Below are 21,186 nucleotides of genomic sequence, written 5' to 3'. Positions count from 1 at the left end.
TCACGCTGCCGCCGACGCCCACCCCTGCGATGCCTGCGAAGTCGGCGGTGACGCCTGCTGCGGAGATGTCATCGCTGTTGTTCGCGGTGATCGCCACACCGTGGAAGCCGGACGCCGTGTCGCCGGTGACCGTGTGCTCGCCGAGGGTGGCCGCGGCATCCGGCGAGGGCTGCGCGCCCTGCTTGACGATGCTGTGCGCACGCCCCGTGGCGACCGAGGGGTCGAGTTGGATGGCCTGCTGCACGCTGCCTGGCGCACATCCGGTCGCCGACGGGTTCGCCTGGCAGAGGGTGGCGGCCAGCTCGATCTGATGCGGCCCCGGCCCCGTGATCACGTAGTACTCTCCGCCGTCGACGAGGCCGCCGATGGGTGCGCCGCCGCCGGAGCTGTAGATGACCGGGTCGCCGGTGGTGACGTCGAGGTCGTACGGCAGCGTGATGATCGTGCTCGACGCGTCGTGCGGGTCGAAGTAGGGGGCGGTGCTCACCGGCGGCGATGCCTTGTCGGTCGGTACGAGCCGCTGCGACTCGCCACCCCTCAGCGGCGCGGTGAGATGGATCACGGGCCCGCCCGGCGTGGCCGACAGCTGGATGTCGGTGGGCGAGAGCACATGCACGTAGTACACGGAGCCCTGGGTGAGGCCGCCGATCGAATCGCCGCCCCCGTTGTCGTAGAGCACCTGCTCGCCCTCGGTGTAGCTGGAAGTGAACGGCAGGTGCAGCGTGACGCCGTCCGGCTGGATGGCGCCGGGCGAGAACCGGGTGTCGGTGGCCGTGGTGGTGAACCCGCCGGTGGCCACGTCGATACCCGGCGTGTTGCCGAGCGCGTTCAGCACCGAGTAGTCGCCGAGGAACGCCGTCGTCGTCTTCGTGATCACCGGAACCGCGGCGGCGGCGCCCGCGCCGACGGAGCCGGCGGCGGAGATCGCACCCGCGACGACGGTCATGGTGAGCTGCTCGGTGGCGGCGACCCTCGCGTTGCCTCCGGCGTAGACCACGGACGGCCCGGCCGCGCAGTCCCCGGCGGACACCGGCGATGTGCACTGCCCGATCCAGGTCTGAGTCACGATGGTGAAGACCGGCACCGCCGCGTTCACCGCAACCGCGGCCTCTCCGCCGACGGAACCGCCGGTGGAGATCGAGGTCACGTTCTCGCTCGAGGTCGCGTCGAGCGTCGCGTCACCGGCCACCTGCACCGCGACGTTCGGTGCGATCCAGGCCTGCGTGCTCTTGTTCAGCACCTCGACATCGGCGCCGGCGCCGACCCCGGCCTCGCCGCCGATCGCCAGCTGACCGGCAACACCCTTCAGGGTCGTCACGTCGGATGCCGCCAGCGCGATCCCCGCCCCCGGCCCGCTCACGGCACCGCCGTTGACGCGCACACCGGCATCGATGTGCGCATGGGTGGTGTTGTTCTGCACGCCGACCGTGGCGGATCCGGCGATGCCGGCCGTTCCGCCGCCCGCTCCGCCGACCGCGAGGATGGTCTCGTTCTCGGACTGCGTCGCGGTGACTGCCAGGCCGGGCGCGCCGAGCGCCTGAATGTCGTCGCCGGCGGCGATGGAGGCATCCACGACCCCGGTGCGAACGAGCACGGCCGAGGAGACGCCCACGCCGGCCTCACCGCCGAACGTGAGGTTGCCGGTGTACAGCGCCAGCGTCGGCAGGGTGTCGGTGGCCTGGATGCTCATGCCGCCACCGGCATGCAGGGTCGTCGGCAGCGCTCCCCCGTCGATGTATGCGCGGGTGCCCGGCGCCTCGTCGTTCTGGGCGCTGTTGACAGAAACAGCGCCCTGGTCGATGACGAGCACGATGAAGGAGCCGACGACGGCGGCGTTAGCGGACGCCGCCGCATCCACTGCGAGCTCGGTGAACGACTCTGCGGCGGTCGCGGTGATGGCGACGGAACCGCCCACCGTGGCCGTGACGGCGTCGCCGAGGTAGGCGCGCACATCCTTGTTGAAGACATTCACGATGAGCCCGAGGCCGACGCCGACTTCGCCGCCGGTCAGTGCAATCGCACCGGCCAGCTCGACGAACTGCGTGGAGTCGTTCGCACTGATCGTGAGCGACTGGGCCGGATTCACCGGCACGTCCTGATTGATCGCCGTGTGGCCGGCGATGTACGCCTGCGTGGTGAGGTTCACGACGTCGACGATGACGGAGCCGCCCACCGCAAGGTTGTTCCCTCCGGCACCGCCAGCGACGGCGACGGTGGTGACCGCGACGGTGATCAGCGGGATGCCGGGCACGACCAGCGCCACGATGCCCGCACTGGAGGTGACGAGGATGGCCCCTCCCGCGTCGATCACCGTCGGGGTGCCTGGCGCTGAGTCGATGTATGCGAGCGTCGGCACGGTCAACACGTTGACCGTGATGGCCGCGCCCACCCCGGCCCCGCTGAGCGAGACCCCACCGGCCGCTGCGATGGTCTGCAGCCCCATCGGGTTGCTCGCCTGCACGGCGATGCCGCCGACCGAGTCAACGGTGCTGCCTGCGCCGATCACGGCGGTGGTCTCGTAGTCGATCACCTGCACGCCGACGGAGCCGGCGACGGATGCCTTGCCGTTGCCGCCGGCCGCGGCCAGACCCCAGACGATGAAGTCGTTCTCGTCACCGGCCGGCGTGATCGCGAGCACCGCGACGCTGCCGCCTGCGACGTGCGCGCCGACGCCGATCGAACCCTTGTTCACGACGGTGGCGACGTTGAGGCCGACCGCGGCGCCGATGTTCGTGCTGTTCGTCTTCAGCGACGTGCCGATCGCCTTCGAGGTGGCATCCACCGTGTTCGACGCCGCCACGACGATCGCTCCGGTCGCGGTGATCGTGAGCCCGTCGGTGACCGAAGCGGTGTTGGTCACCACGACCCAGTTCACGGTGACGGCCGCGCCGACGCCGACGCCCTGACCGGACTTGCCTGACTGGCCGCTGGCCTGACCGTTCGCGCTGCTCACCGTGCTGCTGGATGAGGGCAGCGTGCCCGACTGGCCCTGGGTGCTCGGTGTTCCGTTCAGCTGACTGCTCGCCTGCGAGTCCGCATTGCCCGCGGTGTTCTGGGCGGCTCCCTGTGCGCTCGCGGTGGCCTGCGCCGTCCCCGTCTCGCTGGTGGATGCCGCGATCACCACGCTTGCGCCGGTCACGTCACGCGCGGTCTGCGCGGTGGTCGTCACGGTGAGGATGTTCAGGGCGATGACCGCGCCGACCGCCACACCGTCCCCCGCAGCTGTCGCGTCGCCGGTCACGGAGGCCGAACCGGTGTGGGTTGCCGAGATGAGCACGGCGCCGGTGGCGACGATCCCGCCGGTCGGGGGCGCGCCGAAGGGTGCGGGAATGACCCGCGGGAGTCCGAGCCGGGCAATGGTCACCGGCGAGACGATGTTGATGCCGACGGCCGGGCTGACCGCGGCGGTGCTGCCGGCCGACCCGGCAGTGACCTGGTTGATCACCGGATCGACGCTGACCGCGCTGAGTGTGACGTTCGCGCCACCGGTGAGCACTGCACCGTCTTCCACCTCGGCGCGGGTGACGTTGGTGGTGAGCACGTTGATGGCGACGGATGCGCCGACACCGACCTTGCCTCCGCCGCCGATAGCGGCATCCGCCTTCGCCTTCGCCGAGTCGGAGCGCACGTTCTGCGCGATGAGGGCGATGTCGCCGTTTCCGGCGTGCACCACGGCCGTGCCGGGCACGTACGCCTCGGTGTCGTCGGTGACGAGGTTCAGCGCTAGCGCGCCGGCGACGCCGATGTCTTGGGAACCGGCACCGGCATCCGCCTCGACCGTGAACGTATGCGTCGCGTCGCCGCCGACGTTGGTCATGGTGGCGGACTCGGTGAAGCCGTTGCCCGTGACCGTGGTGTTCGCCCCGAGGTACGCCCGGTTGACGAGCTCGACCAGGTTGAGCGCGACGGCCGCGCCGATGCCCACCTTCTGCGCCTGAACGGCCGTGCCGTCGGCCGTGACGATGCCGTCGACATTCTCGGAGCTGGCCAGGCTCACGGCACCGCCCGCGGTGAGCGTGAGGTCATCGGGCAGGATCGCGGTCGCGGTGACGTCGGCCACGTTGATCGCGATAGCCGCAGCGACGGCGACCTTTCCGTCGGAGGTGGCGGCCGACGGGTTCGCGCTGCCGTTCGCGCCCTGCCCCTGGTAGGTGGTCGCGGTCTGGCTGGCGAACGTGCGCTGGTCCTGCGCCTGCTGGTCGACGCCGCCGCTTGGCGCGTTCGGGTCGCTCTTGCCCGGTGCGCCGCTGGCGGAGGCGGATGCGGATGCACCGTCTGCGGACGAGCCGTACGCCTGGAATCCGATGGACCCGCCCGCCGTGATGTCGCGGCCGGTGGTGCTGGTCACGGTGTGGGTGACCAGGTTCAGGCCGAGCGCGATGCCGACGGATGCCGACGAACCGCCCCCCGCGACGGCGCCCGCCGAGGTGGTCGCGCCCGCGGTCTGGGCGGCATCCGCCGCGAAGTCGCCGGTGATGACCAGGCCGCCGGTGGCCGAGGTGCCGATGGTCGCCGAGGTGACGACGTTGGAGATGGTCACCGCGATGGCCGGCGTCACGGCCACCTTGGCATTGCCGGTGCCCTGGGCACCCATCTTCGCCTCGGTGCTCGCGATGTCGCCGGCAGTCGAGGTGACGATGAAGTCGTGCGCTCCGGTGACCGTGATGTCGGCATCCAACAGCGCCGTCGTGGTGTCGGTGACGAGGTTCAGCGCGATGGATGCCCCGATGCCGACATCGCTCGCGCTCACCCCGCCTGGCGAGGGTTCCGCCTTCACCGTGCTGGTGGCGTTGCTGCCCGCGGTGAGCGCGACGTCGCCGCCGGTCAAGGTCACGACGCCGGAGAGCTCGGCGGTCGTGGTCTGGTTGACGACGGCGAGCGCGAACGATCCGGCCACCGAGATCTTGCCCTGACCGGCTCCGGACGCGGACTGCGCACCGTATGTGCTGGTGACATCCGTGCCGTTCGGCGTCTGTGCCACTGTTTCGGTGGCGCTCACGGTGAGCGCGTGCGCGTGGATCGTGTCACCGGTGGGCAGCAGGGCGGTGTTCGTGACGTTGGCGAGCGTGATGGCGACTGCTGCACCGACCGTGGCGCTCGTGCCCTGCGAGGCGGTGCCGTCGGCGTTCGTGGCGGCGTCGGTGTTCTGGCTGGAGGCGAGAGTGACGAGGCCACCCGCCGTGATGTCGAGGCCGGCATCCTGGATCGTCGCGGTCGCACTGACGGTGGCGACGGTGATGGCGATGGCCGCTGCGACGTTCACCTTGCCGCCGCTGGTGTTCGCGCTCGGCGTCGCCATCCTGCCCGATCCGGCGACACCGTTGTTCGAGGCGGACTGGTCGGCGAACGTGCGCTGCCCCTGAATCTGCGTGTCGACGCCGTCGCCCGCCGCCCCGCTGCCGCCGCTGGACTCCGGTGCGCCCGATGCGGAGGCCTGCGCGGCCGCTGCCGATGCCGACACGGAAGACGCCCCCAGCGTGACGTCGCCGCCTGCGACGATGCTGCGGTCGGTGGTGCCCCTGACGGTGTGGTTCGAGATGGTGAGACCGATGCCCACGCCGACCGCCGCGGTTCCGGCCTGGCCGACGGCCGCGCCTGCTGTGCTGGAGGCGCCGGCGATCTGCGTTGCGGCGGCGGTGAGACTGCCGGTGAGGCTGATCGGGTCGGCCAGGGAGCCGATGAGCGCCTTCGTGGTGACGTTGGAGAGCGCGATGGCGACGGCGGGTGCGATGGCGACTTTTCCGCCGTTCGCGCCCATCTTCGCCTCGGTGACGGCGTCGTCGCTCGCCGTCGCGGTGAGCGTCACGTCGTGGGCGCCGGTGAGTGCGATGCCGTCGTCGAGCAGGGCGCGTGTGATGTCCTGGATGAGGCTCAGCGCGACGGATGCCCCGACACCGACGTTCGTCGAGGTCACGCCGGTCGCGGTGGGCTCCGCCTTCACCGTGGTGGAGGCCGCGCTGCCCGCCGTCACGGTTGCGTCCCCGCCGGTCAAGGTCACGGTTCCGGAGAGCTCGGCAGTGGTCTGCTGATTCACCACCGCCAGAGAGAAGGACCCGGCGACGGAGACCTTGCCGCCGCCGGCGCCGCTGATCGACTGCGCACCGTACGTGCTGGTGGCATCCGTCGCCCCGCCGGTTCCCGGCACCGTCTCGGTGGCGCTCACGGTGAGCCCGTGCGCGTGCACGGTGTCACCGGCCGGCAGGGCCGCCGTGTTCGTCACGTCGGCCAGCGTGATCGCGACGCCCGCACCGATGTTCGCTGTGCCGCCCTGGGTGGCCGAGCCGTCGGCGGAGCTGGCGGCATCGGTGTTCTGGCTGGAGGCGAGCGTGACGGTGCCGCCCGCGGTGAGGTCGAGACCGGTTCCCGTGATGGTCGCCGTCGCGGTGACCGTGGCCAGGTCGACGCCGATCGCAGCCGCCACGTTGATGCCGCCCTGCGAGGTGGTCGCCTTCGGTGTGTTCGCCTTGCCGGAGCCGGCCACGTTGTTGTTCGTGGCCGACGTGTCGGCGAAGGTGCGCTGCCCCTGCACCTGGCTGTCGACGCCGGTGCCCGCCGCGCCACCGGTGTCTGTGCCGCCTGTGCCTGTGCCACCTGTGCCCGTGCCACCTGACGCGTCCGTCGGGTTCTCGGCAGCACCCGTCGCCGAAGCCTCGGCACCCGCCGCTGAGGCCGATGCACTCGATGCGCTCAGCGTGATGTTCCCGCCCGCGTCGATGCTGCGCGCCGTGCTGCCCGAAACGGTGTGGTTGGCGATGGTCAGCCCGAGCGCGACGCCGATCGCCGCCTTCGAGGCCCCGCCGGCGATGGCCCCGGCGTTCGTCGACGCGGACGCCACCTGGGTCGCCTGCGCCGCGAAGTCGCCGGAGAGCGTCAGCGGGCCGCCGAACGTGCCGATCATGGCCTGCGTCGTCACGTTCGACAACGCGATCGCAATGGCAGGCGACACCGATACTTTCGCCGTTCCGGTGCCCTGCACGCCCATCTTCGCCTCGACCACCGCGGCATCCCCCGCCGTGGCGGTCAACGTCACGTTCCGGGCACCGGAGATCGCGATGCCGTTGTCGAGCCGCGCGATCGTGTCGTCCTGGATCAGCGCCAGCGCGACCGATGCCCCGATGCCCACGTTCGTCGAGCTCACCCCGCCCGGCGTCGGCTCCGCCTTCACGGTGGTGGATGCCTGGCTGCCCGCCGTCACACTCGCATCGCCGCCGGTGAGCGTCACCGTCCCGGCCAACTCGGCCGTCGTCTGCTGGTTCACCACTGCCAGAGCGAACGACCCGGCGACGGAGATCTTGCCGCCGCCGGCACCCGAGGCGGACTGCGCGCCGTACGTGCTCGTGACATCCGCCCCGGAGACCGTCTCGGTGGCGGACACCGTCAGGGCGTTGGCGCGCACGGTGTCGCCGGCCGGAAGGATCGCGGAGTTCGTCACCTCCGCGAGCGTGATCGCCACGGCGGCACCGATGGTCGCGGTGCCGCCCTGCGAGGCGGACCCGTCGGCGTTCGTGCCGGCATCCGTGTTCTGGCTCGAGGCGAGCGTCACCGTGCCGCCGGCCGTCAGGTCGAGGCCGGTTCCGATGATGGTCGCGGTGGCACTGACCGTGGCCAGGTCGACTGCGATCGCCGCCGCGACGTTCACTCCGCCGTCGGAGGTGGTCGCCTTCGGCGTGCTCGCATTGCCGGAGTTCTGCACCCCGTTGTCCTTGGCCGACTGGTCGGCGAAGTCGCGCTGGCCCTTGACCTGCGTATCCACGCCGTCGCCGGCGCCGCCGCTCGTGCCTGTGCCGCCCGATCCGTCTGCACTGTTCTGCGGCGCACCCGATGCGGATGCCGACGCGGCGGCCGCGGAGTCCGACACGCTGAAGGCGCTCATCGTGATGTCGCCGCCGGCGTTCACGCTGCGCGCGGTCGTTGCGCTCACTGTGTGATTGGCGATGGTCAGACCGAGTCCCACCCCGACTGCTGCGCTGGTGCCACCGGTGACGACGGCGCCCGCGTTCGACGACGCAGAGGCGTTCTGCGTCGCCGCCAGCGTCAGCGAACCGCTCAGCAGGATCGGTCCGCCGAACGTGCCGAGACCGGCCGTCGTGGTCACGTTCGACAACGCGATGGCCACCGCGGGTGCGACATCGACCTTGCCGCCGCCTGCGCCCATCTTCGCCTCAACGATTGCCGCGTCGCCGGCGGTCGCTGTCAGGCCGATGTTGCGCGCTCCGCTGATCGCGATACCGTCGTCGAGCTTCGCGATCGTGTCGTCCTGGATCAGCGCCAGGGCGACGGATGCCCCGACCCCGACGCTCTTCGCCGTCACTCCAGTCGCCGTCGGCTCGGCCTTCACCGTGGTGGATGCCTGGCTGCCCGCGATGACCGTCACGTCGCCGCCGGCGAGGGTGACGGTTCCCTCGAGCTCTGCCGTCGTCGCCTGGTTCACGACGGCCAGCGCGAACGATCCGGCGACCGAGACCTTGCCGCCGCCGGCCCCCGAGACGGACTGAGCACCGTAGGTCGAGGTCGTGTCGGCACCGTCGGCGGTCTCGGTCGCCGAGACGATCAGGCCGTTCGCGTGCACCGTGTCTCCGGCGGGCAGGATCGCCGAGTTCGTGACATCCGCGAGCGTGATCGCCACCGCGGCGCCGACGTTCGCGGTGCCGCCCTGCGTGGCGGAGCCGTCGGCTGCAGAGGCGGCGTCGGTGTTCTGGCTCGAGGCGAGAGTCACCGTTCCGCCGGCCGTCAGGTCGAGGCCGGTGCCCTCGATGGTGGCTGTGACGTCGATCGTCGCCAGGTCGACGCCGATGGCGGCGGCCGCGTTCACTCCGCCCTGCGACGTCGTCGCCTGCGGCGTGCTGGCATTCCCGGAGTCCTGGACTCCGTTGTTCAAGGCTGACTGGTCGGCGAAGTCGCGCTGGCCCTTCACCTGCTGATCCACTCCGCCGCCTGCAGCACCGCCTGTGCCCGCGCCGCCTGCGCCGTCGGCCGGGTTCTCCGCTGCGCCGGCGGCCGACGCCTGCCCGGAGGCTGCCGATGCCGAGACGCTGAACGCATTCAGCGTGATGTCGCCGCCGGCGTTCACGCTGCGCGCGGTGGTCGCCGTCACGGTGTGGTTCGCGATGGTCAGGCCGAGTGCGATGCCGACCGACGCCTTCGATCCGGCACCGCTGATGACCGCCGATCCGGCGTTCGTCGACGCCGATGCCGTCTGCGTCGCCGAGTCCGTAAGGTCGCCGGAGAGCACGAGCGCGCCGCCGAAGGTGCCGATCAGCGCCTGCGTCGTCACGTTCGACAGCGCGATCGCCACGGCCGGCGCCACGTCGACCTTGCCGTCGGAGACGCCCATCGCAGCCTCGACCACGGCCGCGTCTCCGGCCGTCGCCGTCAGGCTCACGTTGCGCGCCCCGGCGATCGCGATGCCGTCGTCGAGCTTCGCGATGGTGTCGTCCTGGATGAGCGCGAGAGCGACGGATGCCCCGACTCCCACGTTCGTCGACGTCACGCCGGTTTCGGTGGGCTCGGCCTTGACGGTCGTGGATGCCTGGCTGCCCGCCGTGACGCTCGCGTCCCCGCCGGTCAGCGTGACCGTTCCGGAGAGTTCGGCGGTGGTCTGCTGGTTCACCACGGCGAGCGCGAACGATCCGGCCAGCGAAACCGTGCCGCCGCCTGCGCCAGAGATCGACTGCGCACCGTAGTCGCCGGTGGCATCCGCTGTCGGACCGCTTCCCACGATCGTCTCGGTGGCGCTGACGATCAGCGCGTGCGCGTTCACGGTCTCGCCGACCGGAAGGATCGCGGAGTTCGTCACGTCGGCGAGTGTGATGGCGACGGCAGCGCCGATCGTCGCTTTGGCGCCCTGCGAGGCCGACCCGTCGGCGCTGGTGGCGGCATCCGTGTTCTGGCTCGAGGCAAGCGTCACGGTTCCGCCGGCGTTCAGCGAAAGACCCGTGCCGCCGTGTACCGCGTCGATGGTGGCGGTCGCCTGCACCGTGGCGACGACCACCGCGATCGCCGCAGCGACGTTCACCTTGCCGCTGGAGGTGCTGGCGCTCGGCGTGCCCGTGCTGCCCGAGCCCGTCCCGCCGTTGTCGGTGGCGGTGGTGTTGGCGTTCGTGCGCTGGGTCTGGACCTGCTGGTCGACCCCGTCGCTCTTGCCGTCGCTTCCGGCGCCGGCCGCTGTGTCGTCGGGGGCGCCGGAGGCGGATGCGTGTGCTGCGGATGCGGAGGCAGAGACTCCGAATGCGCTCAGCGTGATGTCGCCGCCGGCCGTGATGCTGCGCGCCGTCGTGCCGCTCACCGTGTGGTTCGCGATCGTGAGGGCGAGCCCGACTCCGACCGCTGCGGTGCCTGCGCCGCCGACGGTCGCACCCGCCGTCGTGTTCGCGGACGCGTTCTGCGTCGCAGCAGCCGTGACGTTCCCGGTCGCGGCGAGCCCGGCACCGAGCGTGCCGATCACGGCCGTCGTCGTCACTGTGGAGAGCGTGACCGCGACCGCTGGGGCGATGGCGACAGCACCGCCGGCCGCGCCCATCTTCGCCTCGGTGAGTGCGTCATCCGTCGCGGAGCTCGTCAGCGAGATGGTGGCTGCGCCGCTGAGCGCGATGCCGTCGTCGAGTGTCGCCTGGGTGGTGTCGGTGATGAGGTTCAGCGCGACGGATGCCCCCACCCCCACGCTGGTCGATGTCACGCCGCCCGCTGCCGGCTCGGCCTTCACAGTGCTGGAGGCGGCGCTGCCGGCGGTGATGTTCGCGTCGCCGCCGGCAAGCGTGACATTCCCGGCCAGTTCGGCGAGCGTGTGCTGGTCGACGACCGCCAGTGCGAGCGATCCGGCGACGGAGACCTTGCCGCCGCCGGCGCCGCTGGTGGCCTGCGCGCCGTAGGTGGACGTGACGTCGGCACCGTTGACGGTCTCCGTCGCCGAGACCGTCAACGCGTGGGCGGTGACCGTGTCGCCCGTGGGCAGCACGGCGTCGTTGTTCACCTTCGCCAGCGTGATCGCGACGGCCGCGCCGATCGTCGCCGTCGATCCCTGGGAGGCCGAGCCGTCTGCCGACGATGCGGCATCCGTGTTCTGGCTCGATGCCAGCGTCACGGTTCCGCCGGCGTTCAGCAACAGACCGGAGAGACCGCCCGTGGTGTCGATGGTCGCCGTCGACGTCACGGTCGCGACCACGACGCCGATCGCGGCCGCGGCGTTCACCTTGCCGCTCGACGTGGACGCGCTCGGGGTGCCGGTGCCTCCGGATGCGTCGCCGCCGTTGTCGGCCGCGGTGCTGTCGGCGTTCGTGCGCTCCTTCTGAATCTGGGTGTCCACGCCGGCGCCCGCCCCGCCGCCGGTGCCCGCCCCGCCAGGGCCGTCCGTCGGGTTCTGGGGCGCGCCGCCCGCCGACGCCTGGCCGGATGCGGCCGAGGCCGAGACCCCGAATGCGTTCAGAGCGATATCGCCGCCGGCCGCGACCGAGCGTGCCGTGCTCGCTGCGACCGTGTGGTTCGACACGGTGAGAGCGAGTCCGACACCGACCGCCGCGCTGCTTGCGCCGGAGGCCGACGCCCCTGCGCTCGTGTTCGCCGACGCGTTCTGCGAGGCCGATCCGGTGAAGCTGCCGCTGAGCGAGAGCGCACCGCCGAATGTGCCGATCACGATCGCCGTCGTCACGGTGGAGAGGGTGACGGCCACCGCAGGGGTGATCGCGATACCGCCACCGGCCGCGCCCATCTGCGCGTCGGTGAGTGCGGCATCCGTCGCCGTGCTCGTCAGCGAGACGTTGCCCGCCCCGGTCAGGGCGATTCCGTCGGAGAGTTGCGCCGTCGTGGTGTCGGTCACCAGGTTCAGGGCGACGGATGCCCCGACACCCACGTTCGTCGAACTCACACCGCTGCCCGAGGGTTCGGCCTTCACCGTGGAGGCCGCGGCGCTGCCGGCGGTGATGCTCGCGTCGCCGCCGCTGAGCGCGACAGTGCCGTCCAGCTCGGCCAGAGTGTGCTGGTTGACTACGGCCAGTGCGAGCGAACCCGCCACCGAGATGTTGCCGCCGCCCGCACCCGAGACGGACTGCGCGCCGTACGTGCTGACGGCATCCGTCGCACCGCCGGAGGCTGCTCCTGACAAGGGGAGAACCGTCTCGGTCGCCGCGACGAGGAGCCCGTGCGCCGACACCGTGTCGCCGGTGGGCAGCTGGGCGGTGTTGTTCACGTTCGCGAGCGTGATGGCGACGGCCGCGCCGATGTTCAGGCTCGATCCGCCCACGGCCGACCCGTCGGCGGCCGTCGCGGCGTCGCTGTTCTGCGACGACGCGAGCGTCACCGTGCCGCCGGCGGTCAGTGCGATGCCCGATCCGATCACGGTGGCTGTCGAGGTGACCGTGGCGACGACCACGGCGATGGCGGCGGCCACGTCGACCTTGCCGCCCGAGGCGGAGGCGCTGGGAGCCTTCGTGCCGTTCGACGGGGCGCCGTTGTAGGTGGAGGCAGTCTGGTCCGCGTTCGTGCGCTGGTCGCCGATCAGCGAGTCGACGCCGCCACCGGCATTGCCATCGCCCGCACTGTCGCCGCTCCCCGGCTCACCGGGCGCGCCGCCGGCGGACGCGGTCGCCTGCGCGGCAGAGGCGGAGGCGCCGAACGCGTTCAGCGCGAGGTCGCCGCCCGCCGAGATCGACCTGGCCGTCGTCGCCGTGACCGTGTGGTTCGACAGAGTCAGCGCGAGTCCGACGCCCGCGGCGGCCTTGCTCGATCCGGAGGCCACGGCGCCGGCGACCGTGGAAGCCGACGCGTTCTGCGTGGCGGTTGCGGCGAACGCGCCGCTGACGCTCAGCACGGCCGGTGCCGCGTCGATGCTCACGCTCGTGGTCACGGTGGAGAGCGTGACCGCGATGGCGGGCGACACGGTGACGTTTCCACCGGAAGCGCCCATCTTCGCCTCGGTCGCAGCAGCGTCTGCAGTGGTCGCGGCGAGGGTCGCGTCCAGCGCCCCCGAGATGGTCGCGGTGCCCGCGACGTTCGCCGTCGTCGTGTCGGTCACGATGTTCAGTGCGACCGACGCCCCCACTCCCACGTTCGACGTCGTGACGCCGCCCGGTGTCGGTTCGGCGTTCACGGTGCTGGATGCCGCGCTTCCGGCGGCGATGCTCAGGTCGCCGCCGGCCAGCGTCACGGCTCCGGCGACCACCGCGTTCGTGTGCTGGTTCACGATCGCCAGCGCGAGCGACCCGGCGACCGAGAGGTTGCCGCCACCGGCGCCGGACGCCGACTGCGCACCGTACGTGCTCATGGCATCCGCTCCGGGACCGCTGCCGACCACCGTCTCCGTGGCGCTCACCGTGAGGTCGTGCGCCTGCACGATCGCACCGGCTGGGAGGGTCGCGTCGTTGTCGACGTCCGCTCGGGTGATCGCGACCGCTGCGCCGATGTTCGCACTGGATGCCCCGACGGCCGACCCGTCGGCGTTCGAGCCGGCATCCGTGTTCTGGCTCGACGCGAGCGTGACAGCTCCGCCTGCCGTGAGCGTGACGCCCGTCACCACCGTCGACGTCGACTTCACCGTGGCGACGACCACGGCAACCGCTGCGGCGACGTTCACCTTTCCTTGTGATGTCGACGCACTCGGCGTCGTCGTGCCGCCCGAGGTCGCACCGCCGTTCGCAGTGGCGGTCTCGTCTGCGTTCACGCGTTCCTTCGACACCTGGTCGTCGACCCCGCTGCCGCCGGTGCCACCTGTCGCGTTGCCGCTCGCCCCCGCAGCGGACGCCGAGGCCTGCGCTGCAGACGCCGAGGCTCCGGATGCCGTCAGCGAGATGGCGCCGCCCGCGGTGATCGACCGCGCCGATGTGGCGCTCACCGTGTGGTTCGAGAGCGTGAGGGCGAGGCCGACGCCGACCGCGGCGGTCGATGCACCGCCGACCACGGATCCGGCCGTCGAGGCCGCCGATGCGTTCTGTGTTGCGGTCGCGGTGAGCGCTCCGCCGAGCTGCAGCAACGAGCCGGTGTCGATCAGCACGCTCGTGCTCACGGTGGAGAGCGTGACGGCCACGGCCGGCGCTATGCCGACGCCGCCGCCCAGCGCTCCCATCTTCGCCACGGTGGTGGCGGCATCCGTCGCTGTGGCGGTGATGGTGATGTTCTGAGCTCCGGTCGCCGATGCGCCTGCGGCGATGCTCGCAATCGTCGTGTCGGTCACGATGGCCAGCGCGACGGATGCCCCGACACCCACGTTGCCCGGGGAGACACCTCCCCCGGTCGGCAGCGCCGACACCGTGGTGCTCGCGTCGCTCCCGGCCGCGAGCGCCAGGTCGCCCCCGCTGAGCACGGCCGTTCCTGCGAGGGTCGCCGTCGTCGTCTGGTCGAGGATGGTGAGCGCCAGCGATCCGGCGACCGACACCGTGCCGCCGCCCGCGCCGCTCGTGGACGCGGCGCCGAAGGTCGACGTCGTGTCGGGGCCGTCTGCAGCCTCCGTCGCCGACAGTGTCAGAGACGCCGCACGCACCGTCGCGTTCTGCGGCAGGGCAGCCGTGTTCGTGATCTTCGCCAGCGTGATGGCCACTCCGGCGCCGACCGCAGCCGCCCCGCCGCTGACGGCCGAACCGTCGGCGCTGGTGGTGGCATCCGCGTTCTGCGCCGAGCGCAGCACGACCGCGCCTCCGGCGGTCAGCGTGAGGCCGGGCACCGAGTCGAGCACGGTGGCGCTCGAGGACTGGGTGGCGACGACGATCGCCACGGCCGCTGCCACGTCGACCTTGCCGCCCGATGTCGACGCAGACGGCGCGGCGGTCGTGCCCGTCGGGTTCGGGCCGCTCGCCGCACCGTTGTTCTCCGCGGTCGTTCCTGCGAAGTCACGCTGAGCCGCGACCTGGTCGTCGACGCCCGACTGCGTAGGGCTTGTGCTGGTGTCGCTCGCGCCGCCGGCCGACGCCGTCGCCTGCGACGCCGACGACCAGAGCCCTGTCGAGGCGAGCGTGATGTTCCCGCCGGCGTCGATGCTGCGGTCGGAACGCGCGAGCACCGTGTCGTTCGCGATCGTGAGCGCGAGGCCGATGCCGACGGCCGCGGTGGAGGCGCCCGTCGCGACGGCCCCCGCCGTGGTCGATACGGTCGCGGTCTGGGAGGCCGAAGCGGTGAAGTCTCCGGTCAGCGTCGTGCCGGAGACCGCGGCACCGGCCTCCGCAGTCGTGGTCACGTTCGCGAGGGTCACGGCGACCGCAGGCGAGGCGGCGACCCCGCCGCCGGAGGCACCCATCTTCGCTTCGGTGGTGGCGGCATCCGTCGTCGTCGCGGTCAGCGTGATCGAATGCGCTCCCGTGATGCCGGCGCCGTCGGCGATCGAGGCGACCGTGCTGTCGCCGATGAGGTTCAGTGCGACGGATGCCCCGACCCCCACCTTCCCCCGCTCACGCCTGCGCCGACCGGCTCCGCCTTCACCGTCGACGTCGACGTGCTCGCAGCGCCGACCACCGCGTCACCGCCGGTCAATGTGACAGCCCCGGCGAGCTCGGCCAGCGTGTCCAGGTTCAGGGTCGCCAGCGCGAGCGACCCCGCGACGGAGACGTTGCCGCCGCCTGCACCGCTGGCGGCCTGCGCGCCGAACGTGTTGGTGGCATCCGCTCCGTTCGGCGTGATCGCCGCCGAGACGGTCACCGAGTGCGCGTGGATGCTGTCCGTCGCCGGCAGCACTGCGTGGTTGATCAGGTGCGCGTAGGTGATGGCGACCCCTGCGCCGACCGACGCGGTGCCCGGTGCAACCGCCGAGCCGTCCGCGGAAGACGACGCGTCGGTGTTCGCGCTCGACGCGAGGTTGACGGTTCCGCCCGCGGTGAGGTCGATGCCGGTGGCTGCGTGGTCGAAGCCGGCGTTCGAGGTGGACTCGGCGACCACCACGCCGATGGCCGCCGCCACGTTGATGCCGCCGCTGCTGGTGGACGCCGATGGTGTGGCCGTCGAGTCGGACTTCGCACCGCCGTTCTCCTGCGCCGTGGTGTCGGCGAAACCGCGCTGCTGCGACACCTGGTCGTCGACGCCCGAGCCGCTCTGGCCTGCGGAGCCGCTGCCGGGCGCCCCGGCCGCCGAAGCCGTCGACTGTGCCGACGAGGCCGAGATCCCGGACGCCGAGAGTGTGAGATCGCCGCCGGCCTGCAGCGAGCGCGCGGTCGTCGCGGTCACGGTGTCGTTCGCGATCGTGAGCGCGACGCTCACCCCGATCGCGGCGTTAGCGGCATCCGACACCGCGGATCCCGCGACGCTCGAGGCTGACGCATTCTGCGAGGCCCCCGCAACGAACGCCCCGGTCGCGGCGATCGTGGTTCCGGCCGCCACCGAGCTCGAGGTGCTCACGGTGGCGAGCACGATGGCGACGGCCGGCGCGAGGGCCGCTCCGCCTCCGGCCGATCCGGACTTCGCTTCCGCCGACGCGGCATCGGTGGCGGTGGCCGACAGCGTCACATCGTTCGCGCCGGTGACGCTTCCACCGATGGCGGCGGTCGTGGTGTCGGTCACGATGTCGAGCGCAACGGATGCCCCGACACCCGCCTTCGTCGCGGTCACGCCCGCGGGCGTCGGCTCCGCCTTCACGCTCGAGGTCACCGCCGACGACGCGTTCACCACCAGGTCACCGCCTGCCGGTGCCGTCCCGGTCAGGGTGACGTCGCCCGCCAGTGTCGCCGTGGTGTCCGCCGTGACGACGGCAAGTGCGAGAGACCCGGCCAGCGAGACGCTTCCGCCGCCCGCTCCGCTGGTCGCCGTCGCCGTGACGGCGGTGCCCGCGCCGGTGCTGGAGCCGCTCGTGGCGACGGTCGCCGCGATGGTCAGCGACCCGGCCTGCACGGAGTCGCCGGACGGCAGCTCCGCGTCGTTGACGGCGTGCAGCAGTGCGATGGAGACCGCCGCGCCGATCACGACGGTGGCGGTCGAGACGGCGGAGCCGTCGGCCGTTGTCGTGGCATCCGCGTTCTGCGCCGATGCGATGGTCACCGCGCCGGTCGCTCTGAGCACCACGCCGGTGCCGACGACGGAAGCCTGCGCGGTGGGCGTGGCGACCACGACGGCCACCGCTGCTGCCGCGTCCACCCCGCCCTGCGACGTCGACGCGCTCGGAGCCTTCGTGGCGGTCGGGCCCTCGCTCCCGGTATCGGTGGCGAGCTGGGTGGCGGTGCCCCTGGCATCCGTCACGCTGGTGTCCACGCCGCTGCCCGCTCCGCCGGAGCCGGCAGGGGCGCCGGAGGCCGATGCGGTCGCCGATGCCGTGTTGGAGCTGAAGCCGGTTGCACCGATCGTGATCGAGCCGGCCCCGCTCGAGCCGGCCCCGCTCAAGCCTGCACTGATCGAGCGCGCGACCGATGCCGTGACCGTGTCGTTCGTGATGGCGAGGGCGAGGCCCGCGCCGACCGCGGCCTTCGCACCGCCCTGCACTTCGCCGGACGCCGTGGCGGATGCGGTCGCGTGCTGCACGGCGGTGACGCTGACCGCTCCCAAGACGGTGAGCGTCGCCCCGGCGCCGATGGCGGCGCTCGTGGTGACGTTGCTTGCGACCACGGCGCCGAACGGTGCGACGGAGACCCCGCCGGCGGACGCGCCGTCGTTGGCGACGGCGGTCGTGTCGTCGGTGCCGGATGCGGAGAGCGTGACGCCGGTGGCGCCGGTGAGGGTCGCGCCGTCGCCGATGGCGGCGGTCGTGGTGTCGTTCTGCAGCGCGAGGGCGAACGAGGCGCCGATGCCGGTGGTGGGTGTTCCCGATCCGGAATCGGCCATCAGCGCCGAAACAGTGGAGGCGACGGCACTGGATGCCTGTGCCGAGAACGCGCCACCGTTGTTGCTGGCGCCAAGAGCCACATTCGGGCCGGTCGCGGTGGGCCCGGCGCCCGACGAGATCAGTGCTGCCGAGGTGGTGACCGTCGCGGACTGGATGGCGACGGATCCTGCGACCCCGAGCGTTCCGCCGCTGCCTGCGCCGGCGGTGGAGGTGGTGCCGAAGCGGTCGGTGCTGTCGGCGGTGCCTGCGGCGTTCGTGCTGCCGACGCCGGCGGTGAGGGTGAGTGAGGTGGACTGGATGGTGGCGGTGGGTCCGACGTTCGCGGCGACCGCGACGTCGGCGATGGTGATCGCGACTGCTGCACCGATTCCGACGGTGCTTTTGCCGGTTCCGCCGCCCGGTGGTGCTCGGGTCGACGGGCCGCCCGATGCGGTCGTCGCGACGGAGACGTTGTCGGTCGCACTCAATGACACGCCCTGGGCGAGAATCGTCACGCCGTCGACGGATGCGTCTGCGCTGGCGCTGTGCACCGTGATCGAGACCGCGGCGGCCACGCTGACCGTTCCGGCCGGGGTGGCGGGCTGTCCAGGTCCTGGGCCTGGGTTGCCGCCGCTGCCCCCGCCGCCGCCCGGCAGCGCCCCGCCCGTGCTGGGTGCCTCGGAGTCGGCGTACGTGCGCGCGCCGGAGGCGAGCACCGCGGGCGAAGGGTGCTGTGCGGCATCCGTTCCGGCCGCCCCGCTGCTGGAGGCGGTCGCGGTCGTGGCGACACCGGACGCCCCGTTCGCGGTGAGGCTGAACGTGCCGGCCGCCGTGACGTCGCGGTGGGTGGTGGCCTGCACGAAGTGGTTCGCGTAGGTCTGAGCGACGGCGACGCCGAGGGCGCCATCCCCTTGCGCCTCGCCGGTCGCCGTCGTCGCCGTGGTCGCCACCTGGTGGGCGGTGGCCGTGTAGTTTCCGCCGAGCACCAGCGCGGGGCCGGTTTCGCTGTTCGCCGTGGTGGTCATGTTCGAAGTGGTCAGCGCATACACCGGGGCGGCCGCGATGTCGGCGGAGAACGCACCGCCGCGAGCCTGCGTTGTGGCCGGCGAGACGGCATCCGCCGTGATCGTCAGGTCGTGCGCCCCGGTGAGGGCCGATCCGGCGGCGAGCCCGGCCGCCGTGCTGTCGTTCACGATGTTCAGCGCCACGGATGCCCCGACGCCCGTCGCCGCGCCCGTACCGTCGGTGCCCGGAACCGCGGTGGCCGTGTCGGTGTCGTTGGAACGGGCGGCCAGCGTCACATCGGATGACTGCCCAGGCGCCACCCCGCTCGTCGCGACCGGCGCGCCGCTGAGCTGCGCCGTCGTGTTCAGGGTGGCCACGTTGATCGCGACGGATCCGGCGACCCCGACGTTCTTCGCGCCGCCTGCACCGGATGTCGCACTGGCCCCGAACATGTTCGTCGCACCGTCCGCGGCCGGTTTCGTCACCGCCTCGACGTTCACGGCCGGCGTGGCCAACGTCGCGCCCGACACGTGGGCGTCGGTCGTGACGTCGGCGCTGTTCACCGCGACGGCGACCCCGACACCGTTCGGGTCGCTGGCCGCTGCGCTGCCGTCGGCGGATGCGCTCGAGCCGCCCTGGTTGCCGGCGTGCACGTTGATGGGTGCGGCCCCGCCCGGAGTGTTCGCGTCGGTCACGGCGATCACGAGGCCGCCGCCGATCGGGGCGATGTAGGCCCGAGTCGTCTGCTGCACGTTCGAGTAGGCGAGCGCCCCGGCGACGGCGATCGCGCCGCCCGGCGCCTGCGCTTTGCCGTCGGTGGTGGTGGCCGGCGATGAGTCGTTCGCGGTGGCCCCGCCCGGGCTCGCCTTCGCGACCGTGACGACGATGTTGTCCGAGTCGGCCGAGACATCCACGCTTCCTGCGTTGACGCCGTGCACGGAGTCGCTGTCGATGTAGGCGGCGGTGTTGCTCGTCACCTTCGTGACCCCGATGCCCGCCCCCGCGGTGGCCGCGGTGGCGTCCGCTGTCGTGGTGACCGCCGTGTTGTTCGCGGCGATCAGCGACAGCGCGCCGACCGCGGTGATGCTGGCGGTGTCGCTGACGCGCGTGGTGGCCGTGCTCTGGATGCTCGCCTCCGCCACCGCCGCGTCCGTCGACGAGCTCGCCCCGGTTCCGGTCGAGGCGACGACGGCGGTCACCGTCGAGGAGCTGGCCAGCGTCACGGATCCGAGCGCGTCGAGCACGGCCGCGCCGATCACCGAGACCAGCGCGGTGGATGCCGCACTGAGCACGTTCTGCCCCACGACCGGCGAACCCGACGGTGTCTGCGTCGCCGTCGCACTCACGGTGATCGCGTTCGCCTTGATCGTGGCCCCGTCGATCGTGACCGATGCGGATGCCGGCGAGCCGGTCTGCGCATCCGTCGCCGTCAGGGTGACGTTCCCGGAGGTTCCGGCGGAGCTCGTGTCGATGGTGATGGCGGGGCCGGTGCCCGCGCCCACAGTGATGGTCGCCGCGTCGATCTCGAGCCGAGCGCCGGGCATCCGCAGGTCTCCGACCACGGTGACGCTCACCTTCGGCGCGGTCGCCTGGATGGTGAGCGACCCGGTCGGAACGTCGATGGTCTGCGTCTCCATCGCCGGAGAGCTGACGACGATGTGGCCGGCGCCGTCAGAGGTGACCGTCACGGTGTCGCCTGCGGTGGCGGGGTGCACGACGACGTCGGCGAAGCCGGTGATCGTGACCGGTTCCAGACCGGTGTACGTGATGGTGTCGGAGCCGACGGCGAGGGTGCCGCTGCCCGCGGCGGTCGGGGTGGAGACGACGGTGCCGCCCGCGCCGTTCAGCACGAGCGTGTCGTCGCCGCCCGCTCCACCGTCGACGATGCCGTCGAGCGACCCGGTCGGAGCGAACACGAAGGTGTCGTCGTTGCCGGATGCCCCGAGCAGGTTGGCGAAGCCGCTGAAGCTCTGCGCGGAGCCGGGCGCGCCCTGGCCGGTCTGGGCGATGGTGCCCGAGTCCGCACCCGTGACGTTCCACGTGGTGTTCGCGACCGGACCGTGCAGGCTCGCGTCGGCCCCGGTCGCCATGATGCCCTGCACGCCGGTGTATCCGAGTGAGGTCAGTGCCGAATCGGTGACGGATCCGTTGCTCGTCGAGTCGGCCGTCCAGTCGAGGTGATCACCGATCACCGCGAGCGTGTCGCCGCCGGCGCCTTGGAACGTGAGCGGCACCGTGATCGGGCCTGCCGTCGTGTCGACGGTGAGCACCATCGTGTTGCCGCCGAGAGTACGCACCAGCGCGGAGCTCATCGAGGCGATCGCCACCTTCGTGATGACGCCGTTGTCGTCGATCACCAGGTCGGTGCCCACGACCGAGACGCGCACGTCGTGCGAGCCGCTCGCGGCGTCGACCGTGTAGACGTATTCGGACGGCGTCGCCAGCAGAGCGAGGGAGTGGACTGCTGCTGCCTGCATCAT

General features: G+C 72.0%; 2 protein-coding genes (1 of these 2 only partly in view). Both read right to left on the bottom strand.

The window, feature by feature from the left end; genetic code table 11:
- Positions 1 to 15,358 carry the 5' portion of a hypothetical protein gene (locus ACYVDK_RS08055; protein ID WP_460520460.1) on the bottom strand. 11,024 nt of this gene lie to the left of the window's left edge, so the window shows 15,358 of its 26,382 coding nt (coding positions 1-15,358); it begins with the start codon at positions 15,356 to 15,358; its stop codon lies beyond the left edge, outside the window.
- Positions 15,331 to 21,186: a beta strand repeat-containing protein gene (locus ACYVDK_RS08050; RefSeq protein WP_460520458.1), complete on the bottom strand. Its 5,856-nt coding sequence runs from the start codon at positions 21,184 to 21,186 to the stop codon at positions 15,331 to 15,333. Before ACYVDK_RS08050 ends, ACYVDK_RS08055 begins: the two co-directional genes overlap by 28 nt.

The sequence above is a fragment of the Humibacter antri genome, assembly GCF_054777235.1.
This window is presented reverse-complemented; position numbering and strand designations above follow the sequence as displayed.